Origin of the sequence: Mesorhizobium sp. M1182, from assembly GCF_040318335.1 — a bacterium.
Taxonomy (GTDB): Bacteria; Pseudomonadota; Alphaproteobacteria; order Rhizobiales; family Rhizobiaceae; genus Mesorhizobium.
Genome location: NZ_JAMYMD010000010.1, coordinates 98748 through 113348 on the forward strand (window position 1 = coordinate 98748; position 14601 = coordinate 113348).

A 14601-nucleotide genomic window follows, 5' to 3' on the forward strand; every position below is an offset into this window, starting at 1 on the left:
GGCCTGAATCCGGCTGCGAGAAGACCGCCACGAAACGAGGCGGATGGCGAGCGTAGTCCTGGCTGTAAGAACAGTGGCCGAATGGTGGGGATGATCGTAGGTGTTGAGGCGGAATGGTATTAGTCTGCGCTGTCTGGGGTTTCGGGAGCGCGGCAAAGCAATGGACTTCAACTCACGACATGGCTACCTGCTGATCGGTGGCCTGATCCTGGTCGGCGCCGGGCTCCTGGTCGTTTCGCTGATCGTCAATCTTCGCGTGGCGCACAGTGTGCGTGACGACGTACGCCATCGTGAAAAGCTGCTGGAATATTATCGCAATATCTTTTCGCAGCTGGGCGTGATCCTGATCGGGATTGGCGTGTCCCTGTTCATCTTCTTTTTTCAGCAGAATTATCAGGACCAGCGCAAACGCGAAACGGAGCTCCAGCAGGTTCTCGCCAAACTGGCAGCGCGTGTTGCCCGCGGCAGCGCTGTCGTGGAGGCCCTCGGCGAATTCGACGCGCTGCTGGATGATGGCGGTGCCTATGTCAGTCCGGAACACGGCGGTGACAACGCCGCTGTCAGCGCCCACGGAACGGGGCTTGCCAAGCAGGTTTCCCAGATCCTTCTGGTCGAGCGCGACGTCGATGTTCAGGGGTTCGATATTCTCAATCTGTCACGCGATTTCGAAGCATCGTTCGTCGTCAACGAGCTCAACCCAATGCTTTGGTTCAACATCGTCCGGAACGAGAGCGACATCAAATATGCCACTACCCAGATCGCCCTGGATTACAAGGACCTGCAGGATGCGATCGGCGGCGAGCCGATCGAGGTTGCGATTGCCAATCCCGAAAAGGAGCGGAAGATCAAGCAGGAGGTGCTCGACGTCTTTTATGATGCCGATCTGCTGCGCCAGCGCAGCAGGCGGTTTCTCGGCCGCGCGTGCTGGCTTTTCAGCACGGGGCGCGGCTTCGTCAAGCTTGCACCGGCCAATGAAATCGAAGCCGATGCCAGATCGCACCAGGAATGGATCGACCGGTCGAAAGGCTTCCTGACGCAGTTGAAGTCGGGAAGCGGCAATTGCTTCAAATTGCTTCAGTTCGGCCCGGCATAGGCTCCCTCACCGCCGGTGGCTAATCCCCCACGCGCCGCAGCGTGCCGAGATGATTGTCGTTGAGAAAATCAACGGTCATGGCCGACGCCTTGCCGTCGGGGCCGAGGGCAAAGCTGACAGCCGAAGGCCTGTCCGGCATCTCGGCATCGGGGAAGGTCACGAAGAGGTCGCGGTTGAAATGCTTCAGTGGATAAGACCGCGCACCGGCAGGCCCGACCTTAAGGACAAGAGCGTCTCCTTCGCCCGACACAATAGCTTCGCCGAAGAAGTCGTTGAAGTAACGGCCTGCATAGGCACTGGCCGGCTCGGCCGGACTTGCTGGAGAGGGCGGCGCGGCATAGGTGGCCTTGGCCGCCGCAATCACCGGGCCGAACATGCTCGCATAGATATCATTCCATGCCTTTATCTTATCCTTGCCCAGGGTTCCGTCGAAGACGAGATCGGCGAAGCTGTCGGACAGCCCGTCCGGCACGCCTGTCGGAAAGGCGTTGGCGATGACGACGATGCCAAGCTTCTCCTCGGGGAAGAGCATCACCAGACTGCGTGCGCCGGTGCTGAAGGCGCCCGCATGACCCCAGATCAGCCCGTGCCGGCCGAATTCGATATTCCAGCCGAGGCCGTAGAAGGCCTCGCCTCCGGAGACGGGGTTCTTGCCGCGAACCATCAAGGGAATATGTGTCTGTTCCAGCGCATCGGCGGCAATGAGTCTCTTGCCGGCATAGACCCCGTTGCCGAGCACAAGGCGCATCCATTGCGAGAGGTCGCGTGCGGTGGAGCTGACGCCGCCTGCTGGCGCCTGCGCATCCGGATAGCGCTGGACCTTCGCGGTCCAGGCGCCATCGATTTTGGCGTGGAGCTCGGCGCGGTTGGCGTGCTTGATGAAGTCCGAATGACGGGAGCTGGTCGAGGCCATTCCAAGCGGACGGTAGAGCTTCTCTTCGGCGACCTCTTCCCATGATTTACCCGTCGGCTTCGCGGCCGCGACCGCACCCTCGGTCAGTCCGAAATTGCTGTAGGAATAGCCCGCACGAAAGCTCGATGACGGCGACGCGAACCGCAGCCGGCGCAGGATCTCCGCGCGGTCATAGCCGATGTCCTCGAGGTCGTCGCCGGCGGTGCCGGGAAGCCCGCTGCGGTGCGCAAACAGGTCGCGGACCGTGAGTTCGCTGGTCGGATAGGGCTGAGCGAGCCGGAAAGCCGGATCGAGGTCGGCGATCTTGGAATCCCACGAAGCGATCCCGTCGCTGACCAGCGCCGCCACGACGGTGGCGGAGACCGGCTTGGAGAGCGAGGCAATCTGGAAGACCGTGTCAGCATCGACGATCTCCGGTTTTCCGGCTTCGCGATGCCCGAACCCCTTGAGGAAGATCACCTCGTCGCCGTGCACGACGCCGATGGCCAGACCGGGCACGCTACCATCCGCGACGACGCCTTCGGCAAGCAATTCGAGCTTCGCAATGGCCGCGGCGACCCGGTCGGGCGTAATGGTGTCGGCCGACGCCGCCTTCGGCGAAAGCACCATGATTGCGATGACGGCCAACCTCCAACGGAGGTGGTTCCGGTTTGTGAATAGCCGCACGCTCAGCCCCCTCCGCCTCACCGGCGTGCACTATTGCAGCCTGACGCAGGGGAGGCCAGCCCCAAGGATCGCTTCCATCGACGGATGTTCGCTTCGCACCAGTCGAAATTCAGACAGCCGCGCCTGAGCTACGAAGCAGCGCGCAGGCGAAGGCGCCGCCTGCTGGCGCGGGCCTTCTCCGCCACCGCGGCGGTGATCTCGACCACGCCGTCTTCACGCGGTCTGGCGTTGGTGGCCTTGTGGAGCCGCTCATAGGGCAACAGTTCCTTGACCCGGGCTTGAAGCGACGCGACTTCGGCTCGCAGATCCTCGCATTCCTGCCGCTGGACGTCGAACTGTATCTGTTCGGATGCCTGCTGCAGGGAAAGCTGCGAAAAATTCGCGCTGACCGCGGAAAGGTTCATCTTGTCGTGTTCGCTCTCCTTCGTGAGAGCGGACAATTTTTGCTCGACAATTTGCTTTTCGGCCACCGCGTCGCTCGCTTGAGCCTTGAGCCTGGCGATCTCGGTGACGGCTTCGCTGTTGTGGTTGGAGGCGGCTTCCAGCCGCGATCGAAGGTCCTCGATTTCAGAACGCAAGCCGGTCATCTCCGCGACACTGCGTGCAAGCTCGGCTTCCCTGTCACCGTCCCTGAGGCGGGCCGCTTCCGTTATTTCCGATAGCTTCGTCTGCGCCATATCGAGCGATTTCTGCAGCCGCATTTCCTCTTTCTCGCTCTTGCCAAGCGCGGCCAGCAGTTCGGAAACCTGCGCGGCGTCATTGGCATGGACGGTCGAGAGTTCGTCCAGCCTGTGCCGCGCCTCGGCCTCCCGTTTCAGCGCCTTGTCGAGATCGATCGACAGACTGACATGCTTCTCCCGCAGCATCTCGTTCTCGCGCGAGCGTCTGTTGGCCTCGACCGCTCTGGCCGAGAGCGTTTTGACAAGCTCGCCGAACTCGGCCTCGCGTTTTGCGCTCGCATTGCCTGCGACGACGAGTTCCAGCCTTGCCGCAGCCAGCGCGCCGCGAAGTGCTTCCTTGTCCTCGACCAGGCTCGCCTCGTGCTGCTGCAGGGCCTCGATAGCGCTGTCGCGCTCGCGCTGCTTTCTGGTTGCATCGTGGAGCTGTTCGGACAGCACCCTTTGCTGCGCGGTCAGGCCGGTATTTGCCAGCTCCAATTCGTTGGCGCGAAGAATGTCGCCGTGAAGCAGTTTCAGGAATTCGCCCGTCAGATGATGCGAGGTCGCGATCTCCGACAGTTTCGCATTGATCTCCCCCAGATACTCCTGCGCGTCGTGAAAGAGCCCATCGACCGCATTTAAGGCAGCCAGCCGGGTTTGCGTATGGGGGGACAGCCGTCGTGCGGTCTCGAAGGCGTCCGCATTGGCTTCGAGCTGCGAGCTGTCATCCGTTGTCGCGAGATTCTCATCCGATACCGTCTCATCCGGCACAGTGACGTCGTTCAACGGCGACTGATCGTCCACATTGAGACATTCGCTAAACGCATCCGCCAAATCGGTTTCGAGCTCCTTGAACGCTCTCTCCACTGTCTCGGCACGCTTGATCAAACCTTTGAAATTCATGACCGAATATCCCTCTCGTGCAGCGCCGGCAAGGAGCGGATTTTCAATACTTGACCCTCGCCTCCCCCGAATGCGGGTTCATCTCCTGACGTGCGCTCTGGCCGACGCACGCTAGGGACAGGCTTGGCCACTGTCCTCGTGTGTTTGAATGACGCATAGCCGTGTTCTGCCGCGCTCCATACCCGAGGCGTTGGCACCGCTCGAAAAATGCCCACTCATTTCACCCGAAACGGATATGAAGCGGCGCAAGCATGAGGATCGCCTGGTGGCTGTTGTACGGATCGGCCGAGCGCCTCGGTGCTCTGCAGCAGCTACAAGTCACACTTGGACGAGGCGCGTTACGGCCGGAAGGCCTGACCTAATAAATGATTGTGTTGAATACGTTTCGCTGATTAGCTGCTGTGCATTGACCAGGGACAAGACCGATAAATGTTGTCCCGGGAGGACCGCGATGCCGGTGCTTGAGGTTTGCCACGTCTCCAAGAATTTCGGGGCTATCCAGGCCCTGACTGACGTCAGCTTCCAGGTGGAGCGAGGCGAAGTCGTTGGTCTGATGGGGGACAACGGCGCCGGCAAGTCGACGATAGTCAAGACTGTGGCCGGGAATTTTCCTCCGAGCGACGGCGAAATTGTAGTCGAGGGCGAGGTGTGCCACTTCCACCAGCCCGTGCAGGCCCGCGCCAAGGGGATCGAAGTTGTTTATCAGGACCTGGCGCTCGCCGATAATCTGACGGCCGCGCAGAACGTCTTTCTGGGGCGCGAGATCAAGAAAGGCTTCTGGCCGATCAGGATTCTTGACAAGCAGGCGATGATCGATCGCTCGGCAGCGCTGTTCAAGGAACTCAAATCGGAAACCCGGCCGCGCGACCTCGTCAGGAAGATGTCGGGTGGGCAGCGCCAGGCGGTCGCCATCGCGCGGACCCGGCTTTCAAATGCCAAGCTGGTGCTGATGGACGAACCAACGGCCGCCATCTCCGTGCGCCAGGTGGCGGAAGTACTCGAACTGATCCGACGCCTCAAAGCACAAGGAGTCGGCGTCATGCTGATCAGTCACCGAATGCCTGACGTGTTCGCCGTGGCAGATCGCATTATCGTCCTCAGGCGGGGCTCGAAAGTTGCCGACAAGCCAGCCGACAAAACATCGCCCGAGGAAATCACTGGACTGATAACGGGGGCCATCCGTGGCGAATAGTGTTCAGGAGTCAATTGGCGTTCAGGGCTCAGTCGAAGAACATGGCCGGCCGGCCATGTCGGATTTCGTCCCGACCAAGGAAAAAACAGTTCTCCAGCGTGTGATTTCAAGTCAGCCCTTCTGGGTGACGATCGCGCTCATCGCGCTCGTCATGTTGATGACTGCGATGGAGCCGAGCTTCGGCACGTCTGAAAATGTCGCCAATGTGACGCGCAATTTCGCACCTTTCGGCATCATGGCACTTGGCATGACGATCGTCATCATCACCGGCGGTATCGATCTGTCGGTCGGCTCCGTCATGGGTCTCGTGGTCATCGTCGCCGGCCTGTTCCTCACTTGGCATTATCCCTGGTACGTCGCCTTCGCCATGGGCCTTTTCTCCGGTCTGGCCTGTGGCGCGGTCAACGGATTCTTTGTCGCCTATGTCGGGATGCCGTCCTTTGTGGTCACCCTCGGTATGCTGTCCGTCGCGCGCTCGCTGGCGGTCGTATTCTCGGCCAACCAGATGCTCTACCAGTTCGGGCCCGATGCTCCGATCGTGAAGGCAATCGGTCAGTGGAAATGGCCGCGGCATGGTCCGAACGACTGGGCACCGCATTGGATACCAGAACTGTCGTCACAATTCTGGACCATGGTGATCTTGGCCCTGATTCTCGGCTTCGTATTCAACTTCACAGCCTGGGCCCGGCATCTCTTCGCCATCGGCGGCAATGAGGAGGCGGCACGGCTCACCGGCGTTCCGGTCAACTGGATTAAATTCCAGGCCTATGTCTTCTCGGCTTTCACCGCCGCGCTCGCCTCGCTCCTGCTCCTCGGCTATAACGGCTCGGCCATCAATGCCATGGGCCAGGGCTACGAGCTGCGCGTTATCGCCGCGACAGTCATTGGCGGCGCCAGCCTCATGGGCGGCGCCGGCACGGCCTTCGGTGCGATCATCGGTTCGGCCTTCCTCGAGGTGATCAGGAATGCGCTGCTGATGGCCGGTATCGATTCAAATTGGCAGGGTGCCTTCGTCGGCGCCTTCATCGTTCTTGCGGTTCTTTTGGGCATGCAAACCGGCGGCAAATCGATTCTCGCCGCGTCGCTGGCAGTCTTGATGCCCAAAAAACGCCGCTAGAAACCCGCCGGCGGGAGGCTTGCGGGATCACACCCAGGAGGAGAACGTCACATGAAAAAACATCTGCTGACGGCCGCCGTGGCGCTTGGCGCAATGGTGCTCGCCGTTTCCGGCGCCCAGGCGAAATACACCTTCGCCCTGGTGCCGAAGAACATGAACAATCCTTTCTTCGACCAGGCACGCGACGGCTGCAAGAAAGCCGAGGCCGAATCCAATGGCGCCGTGGAGTGCATGTATATCGGCCCCGGCGAACATGGTGGTGGCGACGAGCAGGTGCAGATCGTACAGGACCTCGTGGCCAAGAAGGTGGACGGCATCGCCGTGTCGCCATCGAACGCCGCGGCGATGGCGGTTGCGCTGCAGGCCGCCAAGGAAGCCGGCATCCCGGTCCTCACCTGGGACTCCGATCTCCTGCCCGAAAACAAGGATCTCCGCGTTGCCTATATCGGCACGCACAATTACGAAATCGGCGAGAACCTCGCCAAGCTTGTAATGCAGATCAAGCCCAAAGGCGGCACGATCTGCATCCAGTCCGGCGGCGCCGCGGCGGCCAACCACAACGAGCGCATGCAGGGCATTCGCGATACGCTTTCGGGCACCAAATCGGCGGCCTCGCCCGGGGATCGGCTGACGGGCCAGAACGGCTGGACCGAAATCGAAGGCTGTCCGCTCTACACCAACGATGATTTCCCGCTTTCGGTGCAACAGTTCGAGGATATCATGGCGAAAAACCCGAACCTCGACGCATTCGTCCCAACCGGTGGCTTCCCGCAGTTCATTCCCGATGCCAACCGCGCCGCGGTCGCACCGTACAAGGACAAGATCGCCTCGAAAGCCCTGGCCCTTGTCGTTGCCGACACGCTTCCGGTACAGATCGACCAGATGAAGGAAGGTTTCTCCCTTGGCCAGGTCGGCCAGCGGCCGTTCGAGATGGGCTACAAGACGATGATGGCGCTGAAGGAAATGAAGGAGGGCAAGGCTCCGCCGGCCGACCCGACCTACACGGGCCTCGATGTCTGCACTCCGGAGACAGCCGACACTTGCGTCGCCAAATAGTGCTTTTGGGCGGGAGGAAACTCCCGCCCTTTTCACAGGGGATCTCAATGCCGGAATTGTTCTCGCTCAAGGGCCGTGTCGCATTGGTCACGGGTGCCTCGCGTGGTCTTGGTTTTGCCATGGCCAAGGCACTTGCGGAAAACGGCGCGACGGTGATCGTCAATGCGCGCGACATGGCCGCCCTTTCCGCGGCCGCCGAAAGGATCGGTGCAGAAGCCCTGCCGTTCGATGTCACCGACGCGGCGATCTCAAGGGCGTCGCTCGAAGGAATCGTCGAACGCCACGGCCGCCTCGATATTCTGGTCAACAACGCCGGCATCCAGCATCGTAAACCGCTGGTCGAATGGCAGGACGAGGATTTCAACCATGTGGTTGCCGTCAATCTGTCGGCTTGCTTCCGCATGATGCGCGACGCGGTGCGCCTGATGCTGCCAAACAAGTTCGGGCGCATAATAAACACCGGATCGGTCGCAGCGATCCTTGGCCGTCCCACCATTCACGCCTATGTGGCGGCAAAGGCGGGCCTGCACGGGCTGACACGCTCCACTGCCGCTGAGCTGGGCCGTCACGGCATCACCGTCAACGCGATCGCCCCCGGCTATTTCGCCACCGAGCTCAACACCGCACTTATGCGCGACGAGGCCTTCACCAAATGGGTCGAGGCACGAACCCCCGCGGGCCGCTGGGCCCAGCCTGAGGAGCTCGGCGGAGCCGTGGTGTTTCTCGCCTCCGACGCTGCCGCTTACGTCAACGGGCACGTGCTGGCGGTTGACGGCGGGCTATCGGTTTCCCTGTGATTTCAACCGGCGACACCGTGCCGGCAGGGCGTGCCTGCTAGCCGCCTGAAATGACGACTTGCCGCATGCGCTGCTGGCCCGGTCCCCTGCGCGGACGCCGACGCCACACGATTGGATGCCGCGCCGTGTTGCAGCCGCCGACTATCGATTCGCAACGGGTTATTTCGACGTCCGGCGGCATCGATGCTTGATGCCGCCAATATTTCATTCCACACACCGGTCATGATGAGAAACGACATACGGGATCAGCGCCGGGTTTTCGGGTGGGCCTTGCCTGCCTCCGCGGTCGTGCATTTGCTCGCCGCCGCGCTTCTTTTGTCCGCACTGCCGCTGTCGCCCCCGCAGCCGCAGAAGGAGCAGCCCATCGCAGTTGATATCGTGCCGCCGCCTAAACCGCCGGAAAAAACCAAACCTCCGTCCCCCGCTGAACCGCCCAAGCCGGAAAAGCAGCCGGAAGCCAAGGTCGAGACGCCGACGAGCCGTGAGGTCACCGCGCAGAGACCTGTCTTCCAATTCGGTGAGAAGGACGCCGGTCCTCGCAAGTCTCTGGACGGCAACAGTGCGGAGGATGGTTCGGAACAACCGCCAGCGCCGCAAGTTCCCAGTAACCAGGATCTTGCACAGCCACCTGCCGTGACAGCGGTCGAGGGGAAAGACCAGGCTCCGTCGCCTGGCGCATCACCGCCGCCGAAGCCCAAGCCAGCGGATGTCAAGGAGCAAAAACCCTTGAAGCTTCAGCAAGCCAAGACGTTGTTCTCGGAAGCAGCAACCGGTGATCCGATAGCGACAAGCGCAATGGGCAATATACCCCGCCCCGTGCGGATCGGTCAGCTCTGCCTCACGGAATTGCGCGAACAGTTGCGCCGCGCCTCGCCCCCCTATTTTCCCGACCTCTTGCGTTCATTCAGGCTGAAGGAAGGCACTATCATGCAAGTTCCCAGGACCGCCTTCCGTGCCAACGGGCAGTGGTACGATTTGAGCTATCGTTGCGAGGTCGATCCGGACGCGACGAAAGTCATTTCCTTCGCCTTCCGTGTCGGAGATCCGGTGCCGCGCAGCGAATGGAAGCGCCGCGGGTTGCCCGCCGAATAGGTGGTCGAGGCCACGGAGGCTGGCTGGTCGGCGCCGTCAAATCCGGCCGGCGATGTCTTCGCGCGCTCCGGGCTGCCGAACCAACACGCGCCAAAAGTGGCTTTCGTCAGCGGCCGCCGAAGTCTAGCATACGGCTTTGGGAGGAGGCTTCGATGACTTCAAGTTTCAATGTTCATCATGCTGCCGGCTATGAGCAGCTCATGGGCCGCTGGAGCCAAAGACTCGCGCCGCTGTTCATCGACTTCGTGGGGCTTGCCGACGGCGAAAACATCCTCGACGTCGGTTGCGGTACCGGCAGCCTGACCTTCGCGCTCGTCAAGGCCGCTGACCTCGGCGAGGTCGCGGCGATCGACTTTTCGGCCGTTTTCGTCGAGGAGGCAATCCGACGCAACACCGATCCGCGGATAAAAATCCGTCAGGCGGATGCCTGCGCCCTGCCCTTTGAGGATGGCGCGTTCGACCGTGCCCTAGCCCTGCTCGTGCTCCATTTCGTGCCCGAAGCCGGCAAGGCAGTCGCCGAGATGCGCCGCGTCGTGCGGCCGGGCGGCGTCGTCGCGGCGACGGTATGGGACCATCTCGGCGGCATGCCGGGGATGCGCATGATGATCGACACGGTGGCGGTGCTCAGTGAAGGCGGACGCCAGTTGCGTGCCCGCTATTGCACGCAGCCGATGATGCAGCCGGGTGAAATGAAACGGACCTTTGTCGAACAGGATCTCCGCGACGTTACGGAAACCCAGTTGATGATCCGCATGGACTACCAAAATTTCGATGATTACTGGGCGCCGATTGCCGCCGGCGAAGGGCCGCTCGGCAAGTATGTGGCCGCGCTCGACCCGGAAGAGCGGGCGCGCACCGACGCCGCCATGCGCGACGCCTATGAGGCCGGCCGGCCCGACGGCCCGAGGTCCTTTGCCAATGTCGCCTGGGCCTGCCGCGGCGTCGTTGCCTGACGTTGGCGCTAATGCATGCCGTGTAAAAAGCGCATCGCATGAGGCCGATCGAACGCGACGCGCTTTAGCCGATCCCGTAGACCAGCCCAACGCGGCCGTCCGAAAGCTGTTCGACCTTGCGCAGTTCGAGCCCACGACGATTTTTCGCCGTCCCAAACAGCGCCTTTCCTTCACCGGCGAGCAGCGGATAGACGATGAGCCTGAGCTCATCGACCAGCCCGGCATCGATAAGGCTCGCGGTAATTCGGGCGCCGCCCATAAGGTAGATGTCCTTGCCGGGCTGCTGTTTCAGTGCAGCGATATCCTCGAAATTCCGCACGAAGCGCGTCTTTGGCCAGGCCGCCGAAGTCATTGTGTTCGACAGCACATAATGCGGGGTCTGCGCGGCGAAGCGGGCCCATTCGAGCTCGGCCGGCTTCGGCAATTTGCCGGTCATCGGCAGCGGCTTGTCGGGCTCGTTCTGGATGGCGCTCCAGTAGCGCTCGTAGCCGGCATACATGACGCTGCCAAGCAGGCAAGCGTCGATTTGCGGCGTCAGGCCGTATTCGTCCGACCACGCGTCGACCCAATCGGCGTAACCCTCGGGCCCCTCCATCTTGCCGTCGACGGAAATTTTCATTCCAGCGATTAATTTGCGCATGACTTCCTCCATCAGGCTTGCGGGATGCAAGCACGTTTCATCGGTTCAGCGTTGCTTCGTGTTGCTGGCGGCGACCTCAGGGATGGCCGCCGCGAGTTACATCAGGCCGGCAGGCGGCGGTCGTATTCTTCCCGCAGGCGGCTCCAGCCGTCCCAGAACGAGGTCGGCGTCTTGCCCGCCAGGCGGGCGGCCAGCAGGTCGAGGTGTATGTGCCAGCCGGCCGTGATGTTGAGCTGGATTGCACGTTCCGGCAGGCGGCGATGAACGACGGTGAGCAGCACATCGTTACCCTTCGCCTCCAGCAAGAAGGAGACGCCGCCGGTGTTTCCCCAGGTGATGGAAAGCTTGCGCGGCGGATCGAGTTCGGTGATCCGGCCCTCCATCCGATGCTCTTCGGGAAAGCCCGCTGGTCGCTGGCCAGGCGGGTCCGTCAGCTCGTCGTTACGCCAGACCAATTCGAACGAGCTGCCGGCCTTCATTTCCATCTGGCCCGCGGCCATCCATTGCCGGCGCAAGTCACTCTCGGTGAGATAGGCCCAGACGCGCTCGATGGGGCCGGGCAAGAGGCGCTGAATGGTGAACGTGGCGGGCTCGCTCAGCTCGCCATAGGCGTCGATGGTTCTCATCTGGTTCATTGCTCGTCTCCTTCTTCTGAGTTGGGCGATTTCCTGGGCTCTTCCTGGGCTTTGCGTGCGTCCTCTTCGCGAAGAAGGCGTTCGAGAACATCGAGACGACCGGTCCAGAAGCGCTCGTAGAAGCTGAGCCACTGATGGGCGCTGGCCAGCGGTCCAGGGGCTAGTCGGCACAGATGCGTTCGGCCCCTCACCTCTCGACGAATAAGCCCTGCGTTCTCCAGCGCCTTGATGTGCTTGGAGGCCGCCGCGAGCGACATCGCGAAGGGTTCCGCCAGCTGGCTTACCGTTTTCTCGCCATCGGCGAGATCGCGAAGCATGTGCCGCCGGGTGGCGTCGCCAAGGGCGTGAAAAACCGCGTCCATCTTGGGTGTCTCTAATTCAACCATGTAGTTGAATATAGACGCACGCTTTGAGATAGTCAACCATTTGGTTGAATAATTTATGCGAAGCGTCGCGGGACCGTTTGCGCCATCGAGCTTGTCGTGACGGGAGATGCGGACGCGCCCCGCGACAGTAAGGGCGAGGCCCTTATTTGCCGTCGAAGAAACGGTGGATCGCGGCTTCCAGCTTTTCGATAAGCTGAGGGTTGTGGCAGCTGCCAGCCCAGATCAGGGCGTTTAGCCTCATCTCTTTGTTGATAAAGCTCACTTTCCCAGAATCCAGCAGGTATTCCGCGATCTCGTAGTGCCGCCCCTTGATAGCCTCGATGAGCGCGTTGTTTCTGCCCGTCTTGTCGGTCAGATTTACTTCCGCGCCATTCTCCACGAGCAACTTGACGACTTCGAGATGCCCGTTCTTCGCCGCCTCGATAAGAGCCGTTCTGCCGTAGTAGTCAGCTCGCGCGTTGATCTCTATTTGGGGGTGTCTCACGAGGACTGCGATACACGCGTAATGTCCCTTGGCCGACGCAAGGCTCAAGGGCGTGCTCTTCCACTTGTTTCTGGCATTCACGTCGATTTCCGGGTCTTCGATCAGCGCCTCCACCACAGCTGTGCGGCCATTGAGGGCTGAAAGGTGAAGTGCAGACCAGCCGCCGTCGTCCGACTGATTGATGTCGGCGCCAGCCGCCAATTCCGATCGAACCGCCTCCGCATCGCCTTGTTCTGCCGCGACCAGCAGGGGCGACCAGTCTCTTGCCCCTTCGGCTTCCAAGCTGTTGGTCAACGCAGTCGCCTCCTCGGATCGTCCACAGAATACCACAGAATCCGCGATAGTGGGGTCGTCCTGTATAGAGTTCCCTGGAGTCCGTGGGTCGCAGAGAGCTGTCGGCCCGAAGCGGAGGATCAGCGCTTCACGTCCGTCTCCTCACATTCTCCTGAGATCGACTGGCTTTGGCGGCCATTCAGACTAGATAGAGCCTGCGCCGGGCGGAACGATGCAGAAGGACCTGAACATGCCTGAACAGATTACCCTGAATAGACCTGAACAAATCAGATTGAACGACGGCTCCGCCATTCCGCAAATCGGCCTCGGCGTGTGGCAGGTCGATCCAGCCATCACCGCCAAGGTGGTGCGCTGGGGAATCGAGGCCGGCTACAGGCTGATCGACACCGCCGAAGGCTATCAGAACGAGGAAGGTGTCGGGCAGGCGATCCGCTCGGCCGGCGTGCCGAGAAGCGAGTTGTTCATCACCTCGAAACTGCGCAACGGCGCGCATCAGCGCGACGCCGCCTTGCGCGCCTTCGACGAGACGATGAGCAAGCTCGGCATCGAACAGATCGACCTGTTCCTGATCCACTGGCCGGTGCCCAGCCAGGACAGATATGTCGAGGCCTGGAAGACGCTGATCGAACTCAGGCAATCAGGCCGGATCAAGTCGATCGGCGTTTCGAACTTCAACCAGGACCACCTCGAACGGATCATCGGCGAGACCGGCGTCACGCCGACCGTCAACCAGATCGAGCTCCACCCCCGCTTCCAGCAGCGTGACAAACGTGAATTCCACGACAGGCACAACATCCGCATCGAGAGCTGGAGCCCACTGGGCAGCGGCCGGCTGTTGAGCGATCCGACGCTTGAAAGCATCGCCAGGAAACACGGCAAGTCGGTGGCGCAGACGATCGTCAGGTGGCACCTTCAGGAAGGGCTGATCGTCATTCCAAAGTCGATCCACCAGGACCGCATCGCCGCCAATTTCGATGTCTTCGATTTCGAGTTGGAAGCGAAGGACCTCGAGCTTATCCGGGGCATGGATTCGCCCGACGGCCGCACCGGCCCGAACCCCGCCACGGCCGCATTCCTGTTCTAACGAGGCGGGCCAACCGGGACGTTGGCATTCCTTCACACCCCCCTCTGTCCTGCCGGACATCTCCCCTTCAAGGGGGAGATCGGCAGCTTCAATAGCCGCGCCCTTCTTGCAGCGTCGGAGATTAGCGAAGGCCGCGATGAGGGCCAATCTCCCTCCTTGAGGGGGAGATGGCCGGCAGGCCAGAGGGGGGCGCTGTCCCGCCAGCGATCAAAACTACCCTTCCCGCTCGCTCATATCCCGGAGCCATCCACCAGCGGCACATCTTCGCCCTCCCAGGGGCTAGGCATCGATCCCTTGCTGAGATTGGCCGACGGCAGCGGCATCCAGCACTTCAGTTCGGGTTCGGCATATTCGACGATGCGTCCTGGAGACGAGTCGGAGGCGCGCCAGCCTTCGCTGCCGAACTGATCGGCGCGGGCCCAGTAAGCCATGTCGACCTCGGCCGGACCCTGTTCGGACGGCCGAACCGTGACAAGGATTCTGCTGCCGTCCCTTGGCGCGCTCGACATGTGGCGCCACTGACCGGGCTCGTCCATTGCATTTCCTCCTGCGATCTTCGCCTCGAACGGATAGTCGCTTCGCGTTCGGAAGCGGTCAACCCGAACTTTTTTGCCTGAGACAAAACCCCTGTCCCGTC

15 protein-coding genes are annotated in these 14601 nt (G+C 61.5%); 8 read left to right on the forward strand and 7 right to left on the reverse strand.

Going from position 1 to position 14601, the window contains the following annotated elements:
• Window positions 1-160: 160 nt before the first annotated feature.
• Window positions 161-1093 carry a hypothetical protein gene (locus NKH33_RS14820; protein WP_352472182.1) on the forward strand — a complete coding sequence of 311 codons (933 nt, stop codon included), beginning with the start codon at window positions 161-163 and terminating at the stop codon, window positions 1091-1093.
• A gap of 19 nt (window positions 1094-1112) precedes the next feature.
• Here NKH33_RS14820 and NKH33_RS14825 read toward each other — a convergent pair whose 3' ends face one another.
• Window positions 1113-2615: a serine hydrolase gene (locus NKH33_RS14825; protein ID WP_352472204.1), complete on the reverse strand. Its 1503-nt coding sequence runs from the start codon at window positions 2613-2615 to the stop codon at window positions 1113-1115.
• A 185-nt stretch (window positions 2616-2800) separates the two neighbouring features.
• Window positions 2801-4234: a coiled-coil domain-containing protein gene (locus tag NKH33_RS14830; protein WP_352472183.1), complete on the reverse strand. Its 1434-nt coding sequence runs from the start codon at window positions 4232-4234 to the stop codon at window positions 2801-2803.
• A gap of 451 nt (window positions 4235-4685) precedes the next feature.
• Here NKH33_RS14830 and NKH33_RS14835 point away from each other — a divergent pair, with 451 nt between their 5' ends.
• The 6 genes from NKH33_RS14835 to NKH33_RS14860 all read left to right on the forward strand — a co-directional run bounded on the left by NKH33_RS14835 (window position 4686) and on the right by NKH33_RS14860 (window position 10441).
• Window positions 4686-5426: an ATP-binding cassette domain-containing protein gene (locus tag NKH33_RS14835; RefSeq protein ID WP_352451444.1), complete on the forward strand. Its 741-nt coding sequence runs from the start codon at window positions 4686-4688 to the stop codon at window positions 5424-5426.
• Window positions 5427-5481: 55 nt separating this feature from the next.
• Window positions 5482-6543, forward strand: a complete 1062-nt coding sequence (locus NKH33_RS14840) for an ABC transporter permease (RefSeq protein WP_352472185.1) — start codon at window positions 5482-5484, stop codon at window positions 6541-6543.
• A 51-nt stretch (window positions 6544-6594) separates the two neighbouring features.
• Window positions 6595-7599: a sugar-binding protein gene (locus tag NKH33_RS14845; protein ID WP_023677316.1), complete on the forward strand. Its 1005-nt coding sequence runs from the start codon at window positions 6595-6597 to the stop codon at window positions 7597-7599.
• Between the two features lie 47 nt (window positions 7600-7646).
• Entirely contained in the window at window positions 7647-8396 is a 750-nt protein-coding gene (locus NKH33_RS14850; RefSeq protein ID WP_352451446.1) for a glucose 1-dehydrogenase, read from the forward strand.
• Window positions 8397-8579: 183 nt separating this feature from the next.
• On the forward strand, window positions 8580-9488 hold the full coding sequence (locus NKH33_RS14855) for a DUF930 domain-containing protein (protein ID WP_352472186.1): 909 nt from the start codon (window positions 8580-8582) through the stop codon (window positions 9486-9488).
• 152 nt (window positions 9489-9640) lie between these two features.
• Complete coding sequence (locus tag NKH33_RS14860; protein ID WP_352472187.1) at window positions 9641-10441, forward strand: class I SAM-dependent methyltransferase; 801 nt, start codon at window positions 9641-9643, stop codon at window positions 10439-10441.
• A gap of 64 nt (window positions 10442-10505) precedes the next feature.
• Here NKH33_RS14860 and NKH33_RS14865 read toward each other — a convergent pair whose 3' ends face one another.
• The 4 genes from NKH33_RS14865 to NKH33_RS14880 all read right to left on the reverse strand — a co-directional run bounded on the left by NKH33_RS14865 (window position 10506) and on the right by NKH33_RS14880 (window position 12880).
• A complete protein-coding gene (locus NKH33_RS14865) occupies window positions 10506-11081 on the reverse strand; it encodes a dihydrofolate reductase family protein (protein WP_352472188.1) in 576 nt (191 codons plus the stop codon).
• A 101-nt stretch (window positions 11082-11182) separates the two neighbouring features.
• Window positions 11183-11716: an SRPBCC family protein gene (locus tag NKH33_RS14870; protein ID WP_352472189.1), complete on the reverse strand. Its 534-nt coding sequence runs from the start codon at window positions 11714-11716 to the stop codon at window positions 11183-11185.
• The gene (locus NKH33_RS14875; protein WP_352472205.1) at window positions 11713-12102 is read right to left on the reverse strand and encodes an ArsR/SmtB family transcription factor; all 390 of its coding nucleotides are present in this window, start codon (window positions 12100-12102) and stop codon (window positions 11713-11715) included. The genes NKH33_RS14870 and NKH33_RS14875 overlap by 4 nt, the downstream gene beginning before the upstream one ends.
• Before the next feature lie 142 nt (window positions 12103-12244).
• The gene (locus NKH33_RS14880) at window positions 12245-12880 is read right to left on the reverse strand and encodes an ankyrin repeat domain-containing protein (RefSeq protein ID WP_352472190.1); all 636 of its coding nucleotides are present in this window, start codon (window positions 12878-12880) and stop codon (window positions 12245-12247) included.
• Between the two features lie 229 nt (window positions 12881-13109).
• Between NKH33_RS14880 and NKH33_RS14885 the strand changes: the two genes are divergently transcribed.
• On the forward strand, window positions 13110-13964 hold the full coding sequence (locus NKH33_RS14885; protein ID WP_352451452.1) for an aldo/keto reductase: 855 nt from the start codon (window positions 13110-13112) through the stop codon (window positions 13962-13964).
• Between the two features lie 230 nt (window positions 13965-14194).
• On the opposite strand, the gene NKH33_RS14890 is transcribed toward NKH33_RS14885, so the two are convergent.
• Window positions 14195-14500, reverse strand: a complete 306-nt coding sequence (locus tag NKH33_RS14890) for a hypothetical protein (RefSeq protein ID WP_023677305.1) — start codon at window positions 14498-14500, stop codon at window positions 14195-14197.
• Window positions 14501-14601 lie beyond the last annotated feature (101 nt).

What these genes read in the sequence shown, in the direction of transcription:
- NKH33_RS14820 (WP_352472182.1), top strand. Translation starts at nt 161, where the DNA reads ATGGACTTCAACTCACGACATGGCTACCTGCTGATCGGTGGCCTGATC.
- NKH33_RS14825 (WP_352472204.1), bottom strand. Translation starts at nt 2,615, where the DNA reads ATGGTGCTTTCGCCGAAGGCGGCGTCGGCCGACACCATTACGCCCGAC.
- NKH33_RS14830 (WP_352472183.1), bottom strand. Translation starts at nt 4,234, where the DNA reads ATGAATTTCAAAGGTTTGATCAAGCGTGCCGAGACAGTGGAGAGAGCG.
- NKH33_RS14835 (WP_352451444.1), top strand. Translation starts at nt 4,686, where the DNA reads ATGCCGGTGCTTGAGGTTTGCCACGTCTCCAAGAATTTCGGGGCTATC.
- NKH33_RS14840 (WP_352472185.1), top strand. Translation starts at nt 5,482, where the DNA reads ATGTCGGATTTCGTCCCGACCAAGGAAAAAACAGTTCTCCAGCGTGTG.
- NKH33_RS14845 (WP_023677316.1), top strand. Translation starts at nt 6,595, where the DNA reads ATGAAAAAACATCTGCTGACGGCCGCCGTGGCGCTTGGCGCAATGGTG.
- NKH33_RS14850 (WP_352451446.1), top strand. Translation starts at nt 7,647, where the DNA reads ATGCCGGAATTGTTCTCGCTCAAGGGCCGTGTCGCATTGGTCACGGGT.
- NKH33_RS14855 (WP_352472186.1), top strand. Translation starts at nt 8,580, where the DNA reads ATGCTTGATGCCGCCAATATTTCATTCCACACACCGGTCATGATGAGA.
- NKH33_RS14860 (WP_352472187.1), top strand. Translation starts at nt 9,641, where the DNA reads ATGACTTCAAGTTTCAATGTTCATCATGCTGCCGGCTATGAGCAGCTC.
- NKH33_RS14865 (WP_352472188.1), bottom strand. Translation starts at nt 11,081, where the DNA reads ATGCGCAAATTAATCGCTGGAATGAAAATTTCCGTCGACGGCAAGATG.
- NKH33_RS14870 (WP_352472189.1), bottom strand. Translation starts at nt 11,716, where the DNA reads ATGAACCAGATGAGAACCATCGACGCCTATGGCGAGCTGAGCGAGCCC.
- NKH33_RS14875 (WP_352472205.1), bottom strand. Translation starts at nt 12,102, where the DNA reads ATGGTTGAATTAGAGACACCCAAGATGGACGCGGTTTTTCACGCCCTT.
- NKH33_RS14885 (WP_352451452.1), top strand. Translation starts at nt 13,110, where the DNA reads ATGCCTGAACAGATTACCCTGAATAGACCTGAACAAATCAGATTGAAC.
- NKH33_RS14890 (WP_023677305.1), bottom strand. Translation starts at nt 14,500, where the DNA reads ATGGACGAGCCCGGTCAGTGGCGCCACATGTCGAGCGCGCCAAGGGAC.